The organism is Streptomyces sp. P5F9 (assembly GCF_057961495.1).
The window spans coordinates 1-16,973 of record NZ_JBXVPZ010000208.1 but is presented as its reverse complement, the minus strand read 5'-3'; the positions used below and the strand labels follow the sequence as shown (position 1 = coordinate 16,973).

16 protein-coding genes and 1 pseudogene are annotated in these 16,973 nt (G+C 70.9%); 3 read left to right on the top strand and 14 right to left on the bottom strand.

The genetic code is table 11. The annotated features are described in order from the left end of the window. Positions 1-77: 77 nt before the first annotated feature. From AC31A1_RS28745 to AC31A1_RS28725, 5 genes are all read right to left on the bottom strand, one after another. Positions 78-605, bottom strand: coding sequence for a carboxymuconolactone decarboxylase family protein (locus AC31A1_RS28745; RefSeq protein WP_489656111.1), 528 nt, complete (start codon positions 603-605; stop codon positions 78-80). 80 nt (positions 606-685) lie between these two features. Continuing rightward, positions 686-2,044 (bottom strand): carboxylesterase/lipase family protein, encoded by a 1,359-nt coding sequence (locus tag AC31A1_RS28740; RefSeq protein WP_489656110.1) that lies wholly within the window; start codon positions 2,042-2,044, stop codon positions 686-688. Next, the gene (locus AC31A1_RS28735) at positions 2,041-3,264 is read right to left on the bottom strand and encodes an amidohydrolase family protein (RefSeq protein ID WP_489656109.1); all 1,224 of its coding nucleotides are present in this window, start codon (positions 3,262-3,264) and stop codon (positions 2,041-2,043) included. Before AC31A1_RS28735 ends, AC31A1_RS28740 begins: the two co-directional genes overlap by 4 nt. After that, a complete protein-coding gene (locus tag AC31A1_RS28730; protein WP_489656108.1) occupies positions 3,261-4,106 on the bottom strand; it encodes a fumarylacetoacetate hydrolase family protein in 846 nt (281 codons plus the stop codon). The genes AC31A1_RS28735 and AC31A1_RS28730 overlap by 4 nt, the downstream gene beginning before the upstream one ends. A 4-nt stretch (positions 4,107-4,110) precedes the next feature. Beyond that, positions 4,111-4,983, bottom strand: a complete 873-nt coding sequence (locus AC31A1_RS28725; protein WP_489656107.1) for a fumarylacetoacetate hydrolase family protein — start codon at positions 4,981-4,983, stop codon at positions 4,111-4,113. Between the two features lie 107 nt (positions 4,984-5,090). On the opposite strand from AC31A1_RS28725, the gene AC31A1_RS28720 reads away from it, so the two are divergent. Beyond that, positions 5,091-5,852 (top strand): SDR family NAD(P)-dependent oxidoreductase, encoded by a 762-nt coding sequence (locus AC31A1_RS28720; protein WP_489656106.1) that lies wholly within the window; start codon positions 5,091-5,093, stop codon positions 5,850-5,852. Between the two features lie 52 nt (positions 5,853-5,904). After that, entirely contained in the window at positions 5,905-6,684 is a 780-nt protein-coding gene (locus AC31A1_RS28715) for an SDR family NAD(P)-dependent oxidoreductase (protein ID WP_489656105.1), read from the top strand. A gap of 36 nt (positions 6,685-6,720) precedes the next feature. Here AC31A1_RS28715 and AC31A1_RS28710 read toward each other — a convergent pair whose 3' ends face one another. The 9 genes and pseudogenes from AC31A1_RS28710 to AC31A1_RS28670 all read right to left on the bottom strand — a co-directional run bounded on the left by AC31A1_RS28710 (position 6,721) and on the right by AC31A1_RS28670 (position 15,389). Next, entirely contained in the window at positions 6,721-7,125 is a 405-nt protein-coding gene (locus AC31A1_RS28710; RefSeq protein WP_489656104.1) for a VOC family protein, read from the bottom strand. Then, positions 7,122-7,919, bottom strand: a pseudogene (locus AC31A1_RS28705) (ABC transporter ATP-binding protein); the annotation flags it as partial. The pseudogene AC31A1_RS28705 and the gene AC31A1_RS28710, both read right to left, overlap by 4 nt. 86 nt (positions 7,920-8,005) lie before the next feature. Then, a complete protein-coding gene (locus AC31A1_RS28700; RefSeq protein ID WP_489656103.1) occupies positions 8,006-8,836 on the bottom strand; it encodes an ABC transporter permease in 831 nt (276 codons plus the stop codon). A 17-nt stretch (positions 8,837-8,853) separates the two neighbouring features. After that, a complete protein-coding gene (locus tag AC31A1_RS28695; protein ID WP_489656102.1) occupies positions 8,854-9,696 on the bottom strand; it encodes an ABC transporter permease in 843 nt (280 codons plus the stop codon). Positions 9,697-9,712: 16 nt separating this feature from the next. Continuing rightward, entirely contained in the window at positions 9,713-10,723 is a 1,011-nt protein-coding gene (locus AC31A1_RS28690; protein ID WP_489656101.1) for an ABC transporter substrate-binding protein, read from the bottom strand. A gap of 47 nt (positions 10,724-10,770) precedes the next feature. Next, a complete protein-coding gene (locus tag AC31A1_RS28685; RefSeq protein ID WP_489656100.1) occupies positions 10,771-12,159 on the bottom strand; it encodes an FAD-binding oxidoreductase in 1,389 nt (462 codons plus the stop codon). Between the two features lie 98 nt (positions 12,160-12,257). Next, positions 12,258-13,631 (bottom strand): FAD-binding oxidoreductase, encoded by a 1,374-nt coding sequence (locus tag AC31A1_RS28680; RefSeq protein WP_489656099.1) that lies wholly within the window; start codon positions 13,629-13,631, stop codon positions 12,258-12,260. Then, entirely contained in the window at positions 13,628-14,572 is a 945-nt protein-coding gene (locus AC31A1_RS28675) for an amidohydrolase family protein (RefSeq protein WP_489656098.1), read from the bottom strand. Before AC31A1_RS28675 ends, AC31A1_RS28680 begins: the two co-directional genes overlap by 4 nt. Next, positions 14,565-15,389: an SDR family NAD(P)-dependent oxidoreductase gene (locus AC31A1_RS28670; protein ID WP_489656097.1), complete on the bottom strand. Its 825-nt coding sequence runs from the start codon at positions 15,387-15,389 to the stop codon at positions 14,565-14,567. The genes AC31A1_RS28675 and AC31A1_RS28670 overlap by 8 nt, the downstream gene beginning before the upstream one ends. Before the next feature lie 180 nt (positions 15,390-15,569). Between AC31A1_RS28670 and AC31A1_RS28665 the strand changes: the two genes are divergently transcribed. Continuing rightward, complete coding sequence (locus AC31A1_RS28665; protein WP_489656096.1) at positions 15,570-16,904, top strand: hypothetical protein; 1,335 nt, start codon at positions 15,570-15,572, stop codon at positions 16,902-16,904. Positions 16,905-16,973: the final 69 nt, after the last annotated feature.

Here is a 16,973-nt window from a genome sequence, read left to right as displayed (position 1 = left end):
GAATGGGTCATGGTCTCCTCCTGGGTACGGGGTGGGAATTGGTCGTCGTCGACGCGCCGGTCGCGGTACGGGGCGGATCAGCGGGCCGGTGTCGCGGGAAGTTCCACGTCCAGCGCGACGAGAAAGCGGGACACCATGCCGTACGCAGCGACGGTCGCGGTCAGTTCGACCAGTTCGGCGTCGGTGAAGTCGTCACGCAGCGCGTCGAACACCTCGTCGGGCACCTGGACGTGCCGGGTCATCGCGTCGGTGTACGCGAGCACCCTGCGCTGTCGTGCGTCCAGGGCCGGGTGCGTGAGCACGTCCTCGCGCCGGAGGGCCGCGAGGTGGTGGTCGTCGAGTCCCGCGGCGCGGGCCTCCGGCTCGTGGGCGGACCATTCGTAGGGAGCCCGGTTCAGTACGGCGATGCGCAGGATCACCAGTTCGCGGATGTCGGCGGGCAGGTCCATGTGCCGGCGGATCGCGCCCAGCAGGCTGTTCCAGCCGTCGGCGACGCTCGGGCTGTACAGGAGCATCCGGTCCAGGGGCCTCAGGGTGCCGCCCCGTCGTTCACGGATGCGTTCCGCGACGGGACCGGTTGCGTCGGTGCCCGGGAGTCGTGCCACGGTCGTCCTTTCTCGGCGTGCCGCACGGGCCGCCGTGGGCGGCGGCCTCGGCTGTGCGCTTGGGTGTTCGGGCGGCCCGGCTACTCCGGAGCGGCGGGCCGGTGCAGGACACCCCGGCCCACGGTGTCGCCGAAGATCATGGCGGGGGTGTCGTCGGGACCGGTGAACCGCGGCCACCGCTCCGGGCCCGTCCCGTTCGGATCGGCCGACTGCACGAAGCGCGCCCAGGCATCCGCCATCGCCGCCGCCAGCGCACGGTCCGCCGACCGCCAGGGCCAGTCGGGGCGGCGGTCCAGGTTGTCCAGGACGTAGGGGAGTTCGGCGGTGTGGTAGACCCCGGTGTCCGGCAGGCCGGGCGGCAGGGCGGGTCTGCGGGTGAACCGGTACATCCAGGTGGGGGCGCCGGCCGTGGTGCGATGGATGTGCGCCCAGTGCCACACGGGGCGCACGAACCGGGCGTCGCCCACGGCTTTGGGGTCCTGTCCGGCCTTGGCGTAGACCGTGCCCTCGTCGAGGTTGGTGCCCACCAGGAGCGGCACGGGGTGCTGGCGTCCGGCGCCGAACACGTCGTCGGTGGGTTCGGTCAGGATCCGGCCGTCGACGACGGGACCGAAGTGCCCGCGGACGATCAGTTCGACGCCGGAGACGCCGCGGAGCGTCTCGATGTCGTGGGCGGCGAATCCGTCGGCGTACGACACTCCCTGTTCGCGGGCCTCCTCCTGACCCGGCAGCGGTCCCTCGGCGCGCCCCACTCCCGAGGCGCTCTGGCCGAGCGCCGCGCGGAACAGTGGCCGAGCGGCAGGCGCGGCCATCAGATGACAGATGTGGGCGGCTCCCGCGGAGTTGCCGGCCAGGGTGACCCGGTCGGGGTCGCCGCCGAAGGCCGCGATGTTCTCGCGTACCCAGGTCAGGGCGGCGACGAGGTCGAGCAGACCGTAGTTGCCGCAGGCGCCTAGGTCGTCCTCGGCGGCCAGGCCGGGATGAGCGAGGAAGCCGAGGGCGCCGAGGCGGTGGTTGAGGGTGACGACGACCAGGCCACGGGCGGCCAGGGAGGCACCGTCGTGGATGTCCTGGGAGCCGTGACCGTAACGGTTGCCTCCGCCGTGGATCCACACCATGACGGGCAATCCGGCGCCCGGCGACGGCTCGGGGGTCCACACGTTGAGGTAAAGACAGTCCTCGCTCATCACGAGAGGACGGCGGTCCTCGAAGTTGGTGCGGTACATCACCGAGCCCCGGGGCGGCTGGGGTTGCAGCGGCGCAGGGCCGAACTCGACCGCGCGCCGCTCGCCGTCCCAGCTCTCGGCGGCCTGCGGGGGCCGCCAGCGCAGGGCTCCGACCGGCGGCGCGGCGAAGGGGACCCCGCGGAAGACCGCGACCGAGCGGTCCCACTCCCCCAGCAGCCGTCCGCCGGTGACGCGTGCCCCTGGGGCAGTCACGCCGGGGCCTTGTGCAGCACGCCGTCCTTCATGATCGCGGCAAGGCGGTCACGGTCCTGGAGGACGCGGATGTCGTCGAGGGGGTCGCCGTCCACCAGGACGAGGTCCGCGAGGCATCCCTCCCGGATCAGGCCGAGTTCGCCCTCCAGGCCCATGACCCAGCCGCCGTCCCGGGTGGCGGCGCTGAGTGCCTCGGCCGGGGTGAAGCCGAACCAGTCGACGAACAGCTCCAGGTCCCGGGCGTTGCGGCCGACCGGGTTCCAGGGGAAGCCGTAGTCGCCGCCGGGCACCACGCGGATACCGCGGCGTACGAGTTCGGGCACGACCTGGCGGACCGCCTTCTCGGTGGCCTCGACCTCCATACCCGGCTCGGGTTCGCTGCCGGCCTCGTGCAGGTTGGCGTAGATGATGCCGGGTGTGGGTGCGACGAACAGCCGGTCGCGGGCGGCCTCCAGCAGGTCGAGGCACTCCTCGTCGGCGAACGTGCAGTGGTAGACGGCGCGGATGCCGTGCCGGACGGCCATCTTGATGGACTCGGCCGCGTGGGCGTGGGCGGTGAGCGCGACTCCACGGGCCCGGGCCACTGCGGAGGCAGCGGCGACCTCGTCGTCGGTGAACTGGACGATCCGTGAGGTGCCCTGCACCACCGCGCTCTCCCCGGACAGCGACAGCTTGACGATGTCGACGCCGAGGTCCGCCATCTCGCCGACGAAGCGGCTCACCGACTCGGGGTCGGAGGCCCTGCCGTCGATCCCGGGGAAGTCGTAGACACCGGGTTCGACCATGCCCGCGCTGCCCTCCCAGGAGGCGGCCTTGAACCGCGGTCCCGGCATCCAGCCCTCGGCGAACGCCTTGCGGGCCGCGATCTCGGTGCGGGGCAGCCGGTTGCCGCCGGAGTAGGCGCTGGTGATGCCGTGGTCCAGCAGGACACGCCCGGCGTGTGCGACCAGGAGTGCCTTCTCCTCGTCCGGTTCGTCCCGGCGTGGTGAGCGGTGCTCGACGGTGGAGCCGAAACCGAGGTGGGTGTGGGAGTCGACCAGGCCGGGGATCAGGGTGCCGCCGCCCCCGTCGACGATACGGGCGGCGGCCAGCTTGTCGGCGGGGATCCTGCCGTTGACGGCCGTGATGCGGTCGCCCTCGACGAGGACCTCGCCGGCGAAGGGATCGCGTCCCGTGCCGTCGAAGACCTGGACGTCGGTGAAGAGGGTCGTCTCGCTCATGGTGCGCTCCTGAAGCTGTGCCGCATCTCGCCCAGTCCCCCGACCCGGCTCACGAGGATGTCATCCGGACCTAGGAATCGTTGGGGGGTGCGCCGGTTTCCGACGCCCGCCGGGGTTCCGGTGAAGATCAGGTCGCCCGGCCGCAGCGGGCAGATCGCGCTGAGGTAGGAGACCAGGGTCGGCACGGGGAAGATCATGTTCGAGGTGCGGTCGTGCTGGACGGTCTCGCCGTTCAGCTCGCAGGTCAGCTCCAGGTCGTCCCGGTCGGGCAGTTCGTCGAGGCTGACCAGGGCCGGGCCGACCGGGCCGAATCCCGGGAAGGACTTGCCGAGGGAGAACTGCGCGGGGCGTCCGGCGAGTTGGACGATCCGTTCGGAGAGGTCCTGGCCCACGGTGAGAGCGACGACGGGATCCCAGCCGTTCTCCTCCGGGACACGGTACGCGTGACGGCCGATGACCGCGACGGCCTCAAGTTCCCAGTCGACGTGACCGGGCGGCAGTTCGACGGTGCCGGAGGGACCCGTGACACAGCTGGGGAACTTGGTGAACACCAGGGGCTCGGCCGGTTCCTGGTAGCCCGCCTCAGCCGTGTGGGGGCGGTAGTTGAGCGCGACGGCGAAGACCTGACGCGGCTCGGGCAGCGGCGCGAGCAGGTCGGACTCCTTGTACGGCACGACGCGGGCCGGGTCGACGTCCGCCGACCAGTCCAGCAGGTCGTCCCACTGGTCGAAGAGGTCGGCCGGGTCGGCGGACAGCCGCCTGTCTCCGGAGGCGGCGGCCACGTCCACGGCGCCGTCGGGGGTCAACAGAACCGTGCGGCCCGCGATCTGGGCGATGCGCATCGACTCACACCCACTGCTCGGCGGGCGGCTCGGGTGTGCCGTAGGCGTCCTGCCAGGACACCACCCGGTTGCGCAGGATGCCCAGGCCCTCGATCTCGGCCTCGACCACGTCACCCGGCTTGAGGTAGTTGGCGAACGGGTCCTGGGTACTGGCCGCCACGCCCGCGATCGTCCCCGTGGTGACGATGTCGCCCGCGCTGTAGGTCTGCGGGGAGTGATAGGCGACCAGCTGCGGGATCGACACCGACATGCGGGAGGTGTTCGACTTCTGGCGTACGTCGCCGTTGACGCGCAGTTCCATGTCCAGGTCGTGCGGGTCGCCGATCTCGTCGGCGGTGACGATGTACGGGCCGATCGGGCAGAACGTGTCGATGGCCTTGGAGAAGGAGAAGACCCCCGACTCCATCTCGCGGCGCTGGATGTCTCGCGCGGTGATGTCGTTGAAGATGAGATAGCCCGCGATGTGCTCGGCGGCCTGCTCGGCCGAGAAGAACTTGCCCGGCTTGCCGATGATCACGGCGAGTTCCAGTTCGTAGTCGAGCTCCCGGGTCAGATTGGCGGGGTACACGATCTCGTCGTCGGGGCCGATGATCGCGTCGGTGTTCTGGAAGAACACGATGCCCTTGTTGACGGGATGGGACCAGTCCACCCGGACCAGGTCCTCGTGGTGTTCACGGAAGTTGCCCGCCGTGTGGAAGAACTTCTTCGGCACGATCGGCGCCCGCAGCCGGACGTCGGCGAGCGCGAACGTCCGTCCCGTCTCCTCGGCCCTGCCCCCTCGTTCGAAGAACCCGCGCGTGGTCGGAACATCGAGTTCCACCACGGTGTCCCCGTCGAGGCGCCCCACGAGCCCCTCGTCGAACGTCACCAGCTTCATCAGACCTCCCAATAACTGTCGACACTAAGCCTGCATCTGATCGCGATTCACGTCAATAGGGCCACCAACTGTGGACACATTGCTGTCAGGTGGCTTACCGTCCCGACATGAAGACGACGTGGAACCACACCGGAACGCGCGCGGTCGTCGCGGGGGCGGGAGGCATCGGGGCAGCCGTCGCCGAGGCCCTGGCGGACGCCGGCGCCGACGTGGCCGTACTGGACATCGACCCGAACGCCCTGGCCAAGCTCTCCCGCACCCGCACCGCCGAGGGATTCGGCGAGGTCTTCGGCGTTCCGGCCGACCTGACCTCGGCCGACGCCTGCCGTGCCGCGGTCGACCGGGCCGCCGAGCACCTGGGCGGCCTGGACGTCTTCGTGCACGCGGTCGGCGCCAACGACCGCAGGCCCGTGCTGGAGACGCCCGACGAGGTGTGGGAACGGATCGTCGCCATCAACCTCAGCAGCGGCTTCTGGCTCGGGCGGGCGGCCGGCGCCCGCATGGTCGCGGCCGGCTACGGCCGCATGGTCTACCTCTCGTCCGTGTCGGGCCTGCTCGCGCACAAGGACCACGCGCCCTACGCGGCCACCAAGGGCGGCGTCAACCAGCTCATGCGGGTGATGGCCAGGGAGTGGGCACCGCACGGCGTCACCGTCAACGCGATCGCCCCCGGCTACACCGAGACCGACCTCACCCGCGCCTATCTCGCCCGGCCCGGCATGCGCGCCTCCATGGAGGCACTCGTCCCCGCCGGGCGCCTCGGCAGGCCCGAGGACCTGGTCGGCCCCGCCCTCTTCCTCACCTCCGCCGAAGCCGGCTTCGTCACCGGACAGGTGCTGTACGCCGACGGCGGCCGGACCCTCGTATGACCCTTGCGCCTCCTCGCGGCCTTCTCGCCCCTCCTCCACGATCGGAGCCCTCATGACCATCCACCAGCGCTTCACTGGCAGCACCGTCCTCGTGACCGGTGCCGGAACCGGGTTCGGCGCCGAGATAGCGATGCGCGCGGCCCAGGAGGGTGCCGACGTCGCCGTCCACTACCGCAGCTCGCGGGCGGGCGCGGAAGCCACCGCCGAGCGGATCACGGCCCTGGGCCGCAAGGCCTTCGTCGTGCAGGCCGACATCGCCGAGCACGACCAGATCAAGCGCATGGCGGACGAGGTCTGGGACCACTTCGGCCGCCTCGACGTCGCCGTCAACAACGTCGGTGACGTGGCCCGCGAGCAGATGGCCTGGCGGGACATCACCGAGGAGTCCATCGACCACGTCCTCTCCGTCGATATCAAGGGCACCCTGCTGTGCACGCACGAGTTCGGCGCCCGGATGCTGGAACAGGACGGCGGTGGTGCCATCGTCAACATCGGCTCCACCGTGGTGGCCCGCGGCAGCGCCCGCGCGCCCCAGTACGCGGCGGCCAAGTACGGCATCATCGGCCTCACCAAGTCCTACGCCCACGCGTTCGCGCCGGCGGTGCGGGTGAACGTCTTCGCTCCGGGCTTCATCGAGACCGAGGCCACGCTGGGCCGCGACGACTGGAAGAACGGGCGCGGCGACAAGCTGCGGGAGCTGACACCCATGGGCCGGATCCCCGGGCCCGCCGAACTCGCCGGGGCCGCCCTGTTCCTGGCCACCGAGGACGCCCACCACATCACGGGTGGCTTCCTCATCGCCGACGGCGGCTACAACATGATCGGCGCCTGACCACCGCGCATGGGCCGGCCCATGCGCGGGGCCTTCTCAGTCACGGTCGAGCAACTCGATCAGATTGCCGTACGGATCGGCCACGAAGGCCATGCGGGCGCCCGGGCGCGGTGCTGCCCGCGGGGGCATGCTGCTGCCCGCGCCCGCCGCGACCAGTCGCGCGTACGCGCCGTCGACGTCCTCGACGCACAGGCACAGGTGCCCGAGGCCCAGGGTTGCCGCCGCCTCCAGCGCGGTGGCCGCCCGCAGCCCCGGGAGTGCCCCCGGGCGGTGCAGCAGTTCGATGCGGTAGCCGCTGTCGTGCAGCAGCATCACTCCGCGCAGATCCGTGCCGGGGATCGAGAACCCCGGCGCGGCGGTGAGGTCGAGGGCCGCGCAGTACCAGGCCGTGGCGGCTTCCAGGTCCGGCACCGAGATCCCCACGTGGTCGAAGCGGGTCACCGGCGTGCCGCGCTTCCGGTCACCGCGTCGGAGTCCGTGCCCGTCTCTGCGGAGGTGTCCTCACCGCCCCGTTCCGGCATACCGGTACCAGCACGTGCACCGCCCGGCTGTCCACCGCGGATCAGGGTCAGCACATGGGTGCGCAGGTCCGCGAAGCGGGCATCGGCCCGGGTGCGCAGCTGGTCACGGTGGTCGCCGAGGTCGACGGTGAGGTTCTCGACCACCGTGGTCGGCCGGCCACCGAGGACGACCACACGGTCACCGAGGTAGACCGCCTCGTCGATGTCATGGGTGACCACGACGACCGTGATGCCGAGCCGCTCGCGCAGCGACAGCGTCAGATCCTCCAGGTCGAAGCGCGACTGGGCGTCCACCGAGCCGAAGGGCTCGTCCATCAGCAGCACGGGAGCCTCGTAGGCCAGTCCGCGCGCGATGGCGACGCGCTGCTGCATACCGCCGGAGAGCTGCCACGGGTACTTGTCCCCGACGCCCGGAAGACCGACCGCGGTCAGGCACTCGTCGGCACGCTTCCTGCGGTCGGCCCGTTTGACGCCCATGCCCTCCAGCGGGAAGGCCACGTTGTCGCGGACCCTCATCCACGGCAGCAGCGAGCCCCGGTAGTCCTGGAAGACCACGGCGATGTCCGCGTGCGGTTTGGTGAGCTGCTTCCCGCCGTAGATGACCGTGCCGGACGTCGGCGGGAGGAGGCCCGACAGACAGCGCAGGAGGGTGGTCTTGCCGGCTCCCGACGGGCCCACGACGCAGACCAGTTCTCCGGGATCTACCGTCAGCGACAGGTCCTCGATCACCCGGTGCTCATCCGCGCCGTGGCCGAACGTCTTGCCGACGCCCTCCACGACCAGCTTGGATCCGCTCGCTTTCAGGTGTCGCTGCATGATGCCGTGACCTCATTCCAGGGCTTGGTCCGCCGGGTACGGGGCGGACGCTGGTGGTACCAGCCCAGCAGCACGTGTTCGGCTGCCAGGAGGAGCACGCTCAGGCCGTAGCCGAGCATGCCGATCAGCACGGTGCCGGCCCAGGTCTCCGGGACCGCGAAACTGGAACCGCTCTGCAGGATGTAGTTGCCGAGTCCCACCGGTGAACCGTAGATCTCGCTGACGACCATCAGGACCACGGCGATCGACAGGGCGACGCGGACACCGGCGAAGATCTGCGGCAGCGCGCCCGGCAGGACGACCTTGGTCAGCCGCAGCCGCCAGGGGATCCGGTAGCTGCGGGCGGTCTCGTGCACGGCCGGGTTGACGCCGTGCACGCCGCTGATGGTGTTGAGCAGGATCGGCCACAGCGAGCCGAGGGCGATCAGGAAGATCTTGGGGCCCGATCCGATACCGAGGGTGAGGATGATGACGGGGACGAACGCGACCGTGGGCACCGCGCGGGCGAAGTCCAGCAGCGGCGCGGTGGCCTGTCGCAGCAGCGGGATCTCGCCGATGACCAGGCCCGCGCCGATCCCGACCAGCGTCGCGAGGGCCAGGCCCAGCACGATGTTGCGCAGCGAGAAGGCCAGGTCGCCGACGAGTCCGCCGTGGACGAGTCCGTGCCAGAGGGTGGCCAGGACGTCGGTCGCGGGCGGGAAGTAGAAGCTGGTGCTGCCGGCGGTGGCCAGCACCAGGACCGCGAGGACCAGGGCGGGCAGCCACAACTGCTTGACGAGCGACTTCCACAGGGCGTCCGAAGGGTGGTTCGACATGATGCTTCTCCCCTGTCTCAGTCGGTGTGCGCCGGGGGGCGCCAGCGCAGCAGGCGCCGCTCGGCGGCCTGGGACAGCAGGTTGATGGTGTATCCGATCGCACCCGCCGTGATGATGTACGCGTAGGCCGTGGCCGACGCGCCGCTCTGCTGGGCCTGGGCGACCTCGTGTCCGATGCCCGGCAGGGTGGTGAGGACCTCCACCCCGATGGCGACGAGCACGGAGGTCGTGGCGGCCAGGCGCAGCCCGGTCATGATCGAGGGGGTGGCGCTCGGCAGGACCACCCGGTAGAAGCGCAGCCGGCGGGGGATGCGGTAGCTCTCCACGGTCTCCGCGACCATCGGCGTGACCGAGCGGGCCCCGTACTGCGCCTGGAGGAAGACCGGGAAGACGCAGGCGATGAAGACCACGGTGCTCTTCATCGTCGGGGTCGAGCCGAGGACGAGCAGGAACACCGGGAGCAGTGCGATCACCGGGAAGGACCGCAGTACGTCGACGAGCAGCCGGCTGGACCGCTCGGCCGCCGCGTACGTACCGGTGACCAGGCCGAGCGGAACCCCGACGACGACGGCGAGGACGAAGCCGGTGACCGCTCCGCGCAGGGTGTCGAGCACCGCCTGCCAGTACGCGCCGTCGCGGAAGAGGTCGGGGAACCGGGCGAACACCGCCCCCGGGCCGGGCAGGGCGGTGGCGCTCACGAAACCGGCCGCGGCGACGACGGCCCAGACGGCGAGCACCAGCAGCAGTGCGGACACCTGGAGCAGGAGGAGTCCGGTGCGCCCCTGGCCGACGGCCCGGGCGCGGCCGGGGGACGGCGCCCGGCCGAGGGCGGGCCGCCGTTGCGTGGTGGGTGTGGCCATCGTTTCGTTCACCGCCTCAGCTGCTGGTGGTGACGGTCGGAGCCTTCTGCCAGTAAAGGGCGTCGTCCTTGGGCTCGCTGCTCAGCAGACCGTAGCCGTGCATCTTGGTGATGACGGTTCGCATGACGGTGGTGTTGATGTCCTTGTCGAAGTAGGTGACCGGTGCCTTGTCGATGTAGGCGGCGGTCAGCTGGGTGTACTTCTTGTCGACGGCCCGTACGGCTTCGGGGTGCGCGTTGGCGTAGGTCAGGGCCTTGGCGATGGCACCGGTGAACTTCGCTGCCGTGGCGGAGTTGCCCGAGAGGTACTTCTGGCTGGAGAAGAGCAGGCCCTGGGTGATGCCCGGCAGGTCGTTCATCCCGTTCCCGACCGAGCGCAGGCCGGCCTGCTTGCCCGCCGCGTAGAAGGCGCCGAAGGAGTAGACGGCATCCGTCTTGCCGCTGCTCACCGCGTCGTTGAGCGAGGTGGTGGGCAGGGAGACGAACTTGACCTTGCTGGGGTCACCGCCGTCCTTCTCGACCAGGTACTCGGTGATGAACTGGATCGTGCCGCCCAGCGCGGCCAGTCCGACCGTCTTGCCCTCCAGGTCGGCGAAGGACTTGATGGAGCTGTTCTTCTTGACCAGCAGACCGTCGGTGGGTTCGGTCTTCGTGGTGGCGGACACCAGCCCGGTCGCGATACGGATGGGCAGGTTCTTGGCCGCACCCTTGAGGAAACCGGAGCTGTCCGTCATGGCGAACTGTGCCTCGCCGTTGAGGACGGACGGCGCGTTCTGCGAGGTGTCCTGAGCGCCGACCTTGATGGTGACGTCGAGTCCCGCGTCCTTGAAGTAGCCCTGCTGCTGGGCGATGTACAGCGGTTCGAAGAGCGCGCCGCTGGAGCGCAGCACGGTCACCTTCGTCGTGCCGTCGCTGCTGGTGCTGGTGGAGGAGGCGCCCGATCCGCAGGCCACGGTCGTGGCGGCGAGGGCGAGCGTCACACAGGCGACGGAAAGTCGGCTCCATGGGTTTCTCGGGCTCTTCGGCATGTCGGTGTGCTCCTTTGCACGGATGTGACAGCTCGTGGAGTGCGGCTCTACGAGCGCGAGGCGGTGGCGTAGGCGGTGGTGGACTCGGCCGGGGTCATGTAGGTCCGGAAGAGCCCGTCGGGGTCGTAGGTGCCGCGGATCTTCTCCAGCCGTTCGGCGTTCTCGGCGCTGAGGCCGCGGTCGAAGCGGTCGGCGAGGTTGTTGTCGGAGAACTGAAGGCCCCTGGACAGGTGCTGTACGGCGGCCAGGGAGCCGTGCACCCAGTTCTCGTGCCGCAGGTCGTCGGCCGGTTCGCTCCAGCCGGCGTTGGGCGAGAGATAGGCCTTGGCCTGTGCGGACCAGCAGGCGTCCGGGCGCGGCGGGTAGTGGCCCCACAGCATCCACAGCACGAAGCTGGTGCCGCCGGGGACGGTGTCGAGAACGGGGGCCGCGGCGGTGAGGATCTCCTCGGCGTCACCGTCGGCCCAGACGCCGTCCACGGCCCAGCGCAGACCGGGCGGGTTGAGGCGGTCGGCGATGTCGTAGAGCTCCTCGATGGTGGTCTCCTGGGCCACCACGGCCCGCAGCGCCCGGTCGCGGAACGGTGCGCTCTCCAGCGGGGCCAGTGCCTCCGGTCCGTGCTCGGGGGTGCAGAAGGCGGTGGCGGTCAGGGAGACGGTCCGGGTGTCCAGGCCGGGGGTGAAGCCGACCTTGGCGGAGAACTCCACGGTGGTGGGGAGGGACTCCAGGAGGTCGTAGGACCAGGCGAGGACCTCGTCGCGCAGGGAGAGCGGGTAGCTGTGCACCGTGCGGACGATGTTCGTGGGGCTCGGGTGGGTGTCCAGGTGGAAGCGGGTGACGATGCCGAAGAAGCCGGGTCCGCTCCCCCGCGCCGCCCACAGCAGGTCGGGGTGGTTGTCGTCCGTGGCGTGCACCAGGGTGCCGTCGGCGAGGACCACGTCGATGGCGCGGATGCTCAGGCAGGCCGGCCCGAGGTGGCGGGAGTTCCAGCCGTAGCCGCCGCCGAGGATGAAGCCGCCGATTCCGACGGTGGGGGCGTGGCCGGTCGGGAAGAACAGACCGTGCGGGGCGAGGGCCGCCTGGACGGCGGGTCCCTTGGCGGAGGGCTGGACGGTGGCCGTCCGGGCGGCCGGGTCGACGGTGATGTCCTGGAGCCGGGAGAGGTCGATCAGCAGGCCGCCGTCGCGTACTCCGTTGCCGACCCAGCTGTGGCCGCCGGAGCGGACGGAGACCCGCAGTCCTTCGGCGCGGGCGAGCCGTACCGCGGCGACGACGTCCTGTTCCTCCTCGGCCAGGACGATGACGTCGGGGAAACGGGTGGGCTTGCGCTCGTTCCACACCGCGTCGAGGCGGGCCGATTCATAGGAGGCATCTCCACGACGGATGACGGCTCCCGGCATACGCTGGGCAGGATTCGGTTCGAGCGGCCTGGCCACCTTTGTCTCCTTCTGCGGTGCAGTTAACGCGACGTTACTGTCGACACTATTTGGGGGTCAAGGGGTTACACGACCCCATTATCGGCAATCTGTCGACACTAAGTGCATCCAGCGTGCCGTCGATGCCGCGCGAGCGCCGTGCTGGACTCTTCCGGGGCCAGATAGCTGCGGAACAGCCCCCGCGGGTCGTGCGTGTGCCTCAGCCGTTCCAGGCGCCGCGCCTGCTCGGGTTCCAGTCCGTGGTCGGGCCGGTCGCCGGGATTGGCGTCCGCGAACTGTGTGCCGTGCGCGATGGACACCGTCTTGCGCAGCGCGTCGTGGGCCCATGTCTCGGCGGCCAGGTCGTCGGCCGGGTCGCGCCACACGGCGTTGGGCGAGAAGTAGAGCCGCGCCTGGGTGGACCAGCAGGCGTTCGCCCGCGTCGCCTGGCCTCCCCAGAGCATCCACAGCAGGAAGCTCTCCCGGTTGGGCAGCCCGTCCAGCACATCACGGCCCGCGTCGAGCACCTCCGCCACCGGCGCCCCGGTCCACACCCCGTCGACGGCGTAGCGGTTGCCCTGCGGAGTGAGCGCGTCGGACAGCGCGTAGAGGTCGTCCAGCGTGGCGGGCACCCGCTCGACCCGGCGCAGGGCGTGCCGCAGGAAGGGGGCCCTTTCCAGCGCTGCCAGCATCTCGGGTCCCTCGCCGTCCGCGCAGAAGGCGGCGGCCGTGACCGTGGTGGTCTGCTCCTCGACACCGGGCGTGTGGGCGACCTTCGCCGACATCTCCAGCGACGTCGAGATGCCGGGCACCGCGTCGTAGGTCCACGCCAGCACCTCGTCGCGCAGCTCACGGGGGAAGACGTAGGCACTGCGCAGGATCTGGTCGTACGCCGGATACACCCGCAGGTGGAAGCGGGTGACCACGCCGAAAAAGCCGGGGCCCGAGCCGCGTACGGCCCACATCAGGTCCGGGTGGGTGTCGTCCGTGGCGTGCACTAGGGTGCCATCGGCCAGGACCACGTCAACGGCCTCCACGCTGAAGCACGCGGGCCCCAGCGCGCGCGAGTTCCAGCCGTAGCCACCGCCGATCAGGAAACCGCCCACGCCCACCGACGGGCAGTGACCGGTCGGGAAGACCAGGCCGCGTTCCGCGAGCAGGGTGTTGAGGCGGGAGCCCTGGACGGCGGGACGCACGGTGGCACGCAAGGCCGGAGCGTCGACGGAGACCTCGTCGAGCGCGGACAGGTCGATCAGCAGACCGCCGTCGCGCACTCCGGTGCCGATCCAGCTGTGTCCGCCGGAGCGGACGGAGACCTTCAGGCCCCGGGCTGCGGCCAGCCGCACTCCCTCCTGGACGTCCCGGTCGCTCGCGGCCAGCAGGATCAGGGAGGGGTGGCGGTCGGGCTTACGGGCGTTCCAGACCGCGCCGAGGCGCGCGGCCTCGTAGCCGTCGGAGCCCTTGGCGAGGAGGGTGCCGTCGAAGTGCGTCATGGGTGCTCCGGATGCGGTGGGGGCGGATCGTCGTGGCGCGGGAAGTCGAAGAGTTCGGCGGGGTTGTCGACCAGGAGACGGCGCAGCGCGACGGGATCCGGGGCGATCTCCGCCAGCAGGTCCACGAGCAGGCCGTCGTCCGGTGCGGCCCCGCGGATGTTCACGTGCGGGTAGTCGGTCCCCCAGACGGTGCGCTCGGGGGCGTACGCGACGAGCGAGGCGGCCAGCGTCACCGCGTCCATGTACGGCGGGCCCTCTCCTGAGACCCGGTCTGCGCCGCTCACCTTGAGCCAGACGTCGCCCGTGTCGAGCAGCGAGCGCAGACTGCGCAGGGCGGGACCGTCGGGCCCCTCCGTGATGTCCACCCGGGCGAGGTGGTCGACGGCCACTCGGCCCGGCAGGGAGCGGATGAGCGGTTCGTAGTCGCTCACCTCGCGCCCGGTGAGGTGGAGTTCGGCGACCCAGTCGAGGCCGTCCACCCGTTCCAGCACGGAGTCGATCTCCTGCCGGGTAGGCGGGGTGCGCAGGTGGGGCAGGAAGTTGAGGCGGAAGCCGCGCACACCGGCGCGGTGCAGTTCCTCTATGTCCGCGCGCGTGGTGGTGTCACCGATCAGTGCCACTCCGCGCAGCCGGCCGCCGCCCGCGGCCAGGGCGTCGCGCAGGACCCGGTGGTCGGAGCCGTTGCAGGAGGACTGGACGATCACCGCCCGGGTCAGTCCCAAGTGGGCGTGGAGTGAGGCCAGTTGCTCCTTCGGCGCGTCCACGGGCGTGAAGGTGCGCTCCGGGGCGTAGGGGAAGACCTCCGCCGGGCCGAAGACATGGCAGTGCGCGTCACAGCTGTCGGACGGCAGCACCAGGGCGGGCCTGCGCGGGGCCGGGTGCGGGGGCGGGCAGCCCGGTGAAGGGGCGGACCGCGGGCGGTCGACGACGGGCTCAGTCACAGCGGGCCGTCATTCCACCGTCCACGACGATCTCCGTACCGGTCACGAACCGTGCCTCGTCGGAGGCGAGGAAGAGCGCCGCGTACGCCGTGTCCCGGCCGTCGCCCATGAAGCCGAGCGGGATACGGGCCTGGCGCTGGGCGAGCAGTCCCGCCACGTCACCGCCCGCCCGCTGACCCGCCAGCCGCGCCTCCACCATCGGTGTGTGCAGTTGCCCCGGCACCACCGTGTTGACCCGGATGTTGTCGGGCGCGTACTCGACGGCGGTCACGCGGGAGAGCTGGATGACGGCGGCCTTGGCCGCCGCGTAGCCGACCTGGGCCGCTCCGGTCCAGCGCAGCCCGGACGCCGAGGCGGTGTTGACGATGGAGCCTCCCCCACCGTTGCGCATGATCGGGATCACGTACTTGCAGGCCAGGAAGGCGCTGGTCAGATTGGTGCGGAGCTGGGCGTCCCACTCCTCCAGGGAGAGGGCGACGGCGCCTCCGGGACGTGAGCCTCCGACGTTGTTGACCAGGATGTCGATCCGGCCCGCCCGCCGCGCCGTCTCCTCGAAGTACGCGCGCACGGCGTCGGGTTCGGTCACGTCCAGCAGGTCCGTGTGCACCGCGCCGCCCTCGGCACCGACCTGGTCCGCCGTCACCTCCAGCGATTCCTTGTCGCGGTCGGTGAGGTGGACGACGGCACCCTCCCGGGCGAAGAGGACAGCGGCGGCACGTCCGTTGCCCCAGCCGGGGCCAACGCTGCCTGCGCCGCTGATGACGGCGATCCGCCCGGCCAGCCGACCCGGCCGGGCCGGGGGCACATCTTCGGTCACGGGGGTCTCCCTCGGTTCAAGGTGGGCTTTCCTGTGCCGACAGTTTCAGATAGTGTCGACAGAATGTAAACACCGGTAGGGAAAATCGCAGACCGGCGGCACTTCCCTTGCATGAGTGTCGACAGAATGTTTGGATGGACAATCAGAAGGCAACAGCGGAACATCCACCGGGAGGGACCCATGGACAAGCCGGCCGTGTTCACCGACGAGGAGATCTCCCGCTTCCGGGCCGAGATCGCCGCCAGGCGCGCACCCGGCGCCTACGAGCCGGGCCGCTGGTCCGTCAGTCCCCTCACCCGCCGCCCGGACGCAGGCGGGGAGATGCCCGCCACCGTGGTGCTGCGCGACGCGACCCTGCGGTCGGTCGAGACCCTGCCCGGCGTCGTGGCTCCCGCCGAGGCCAAGGCCGCCTATCTGCGCAAGCTGGTCGGCGCGGGCGTCCGCGAGGTGGTCACGGCGGGCATCGCCGGCCGGGACGACACGGCACTGCGCGCCGAGGTCGACACCGTCAAGGGCGAGAACCCCGACTGCCGGGCCGTCCTCCCGCTGCCGCGCACCACCCAGGACATCGACCGCGCCGCCGACGCCGGTTACGACGCCGTCCAGATCTGGGTGCAGGGCTTCGGCGAGGCCTCCCTGATCTACAACCCGGCCGTCTACCAGCGGTCCTGGCAGGGCGAGGAGTGGCGCGGCGCGGACACCCCCCGCAGCCGCGCCGACGTCCTGGCCCGTGCCGTCCCGCTGATCCGGCACGCCCGCTCCCGGGGCCTGGACGCGGTCGTACCGATGCTGATGGTCTCGTACCTCACGGACGCGGTCCTTGAGGAGTCGGTCGCCGACCTGGCCGGGGCGGGCGCGACCGAACTCACCCTCTTCGACGGCCCCGGCGCCATGAGCCCCGAGGCTTACGGCCACCTGGTCGCACGGACCAGGGAACTCGCCCCGGGAGTCCGGGTCGGCCTGCACCCGCACAACACCTTCGGACTCGCCGTGGCCTGCGCCGTCGCCGCCGTACGCGCCGGCGCCGACGTGGTCGAACTGTCCGTCAACGGCTACTGCGGAGGGCCCGGCAACGCCGACCTGGCCGCCACCGCGATGGCCTTCGAAGCGCTGTACGGCGTGCGCACCGGGATCAGATCACAGCGACTGACGGACCTGGCCCGCGCGGGCGAGGCCCTGACCGGGTATCACGTCGCCTGGAACCACCCGGTGACCGGCATGAACGCCTTCTCCTGGGGAGGCATGGACCTGATCACCCAGGAGACCGCCGTCGATCCACTGCTGCACAACTGCCTGGAGCCCGCGCTCGTCGGCAACGAACGCACGACACCGTTCACCCCGGACAGCGGCCCGTACACACTGGCCGACAAGCTGGCCGCCCTGGGCATCGACCTGGACCCCGCACGCGTCGACGCCGTACTGCGGGCGGCCCGCGAGGTGATGGCCCGCGAGGAGCGGCTGCTCACGGACGCCGATCTGACGGCCCTGGCACACAAGGCGACCGAACAGGCCTGAGCGCCCGGCCCAAGACGCCCCCACCCGCCACGACGGACGGCATTGCCGCCCTGCCGCCCTCCGCCGTCG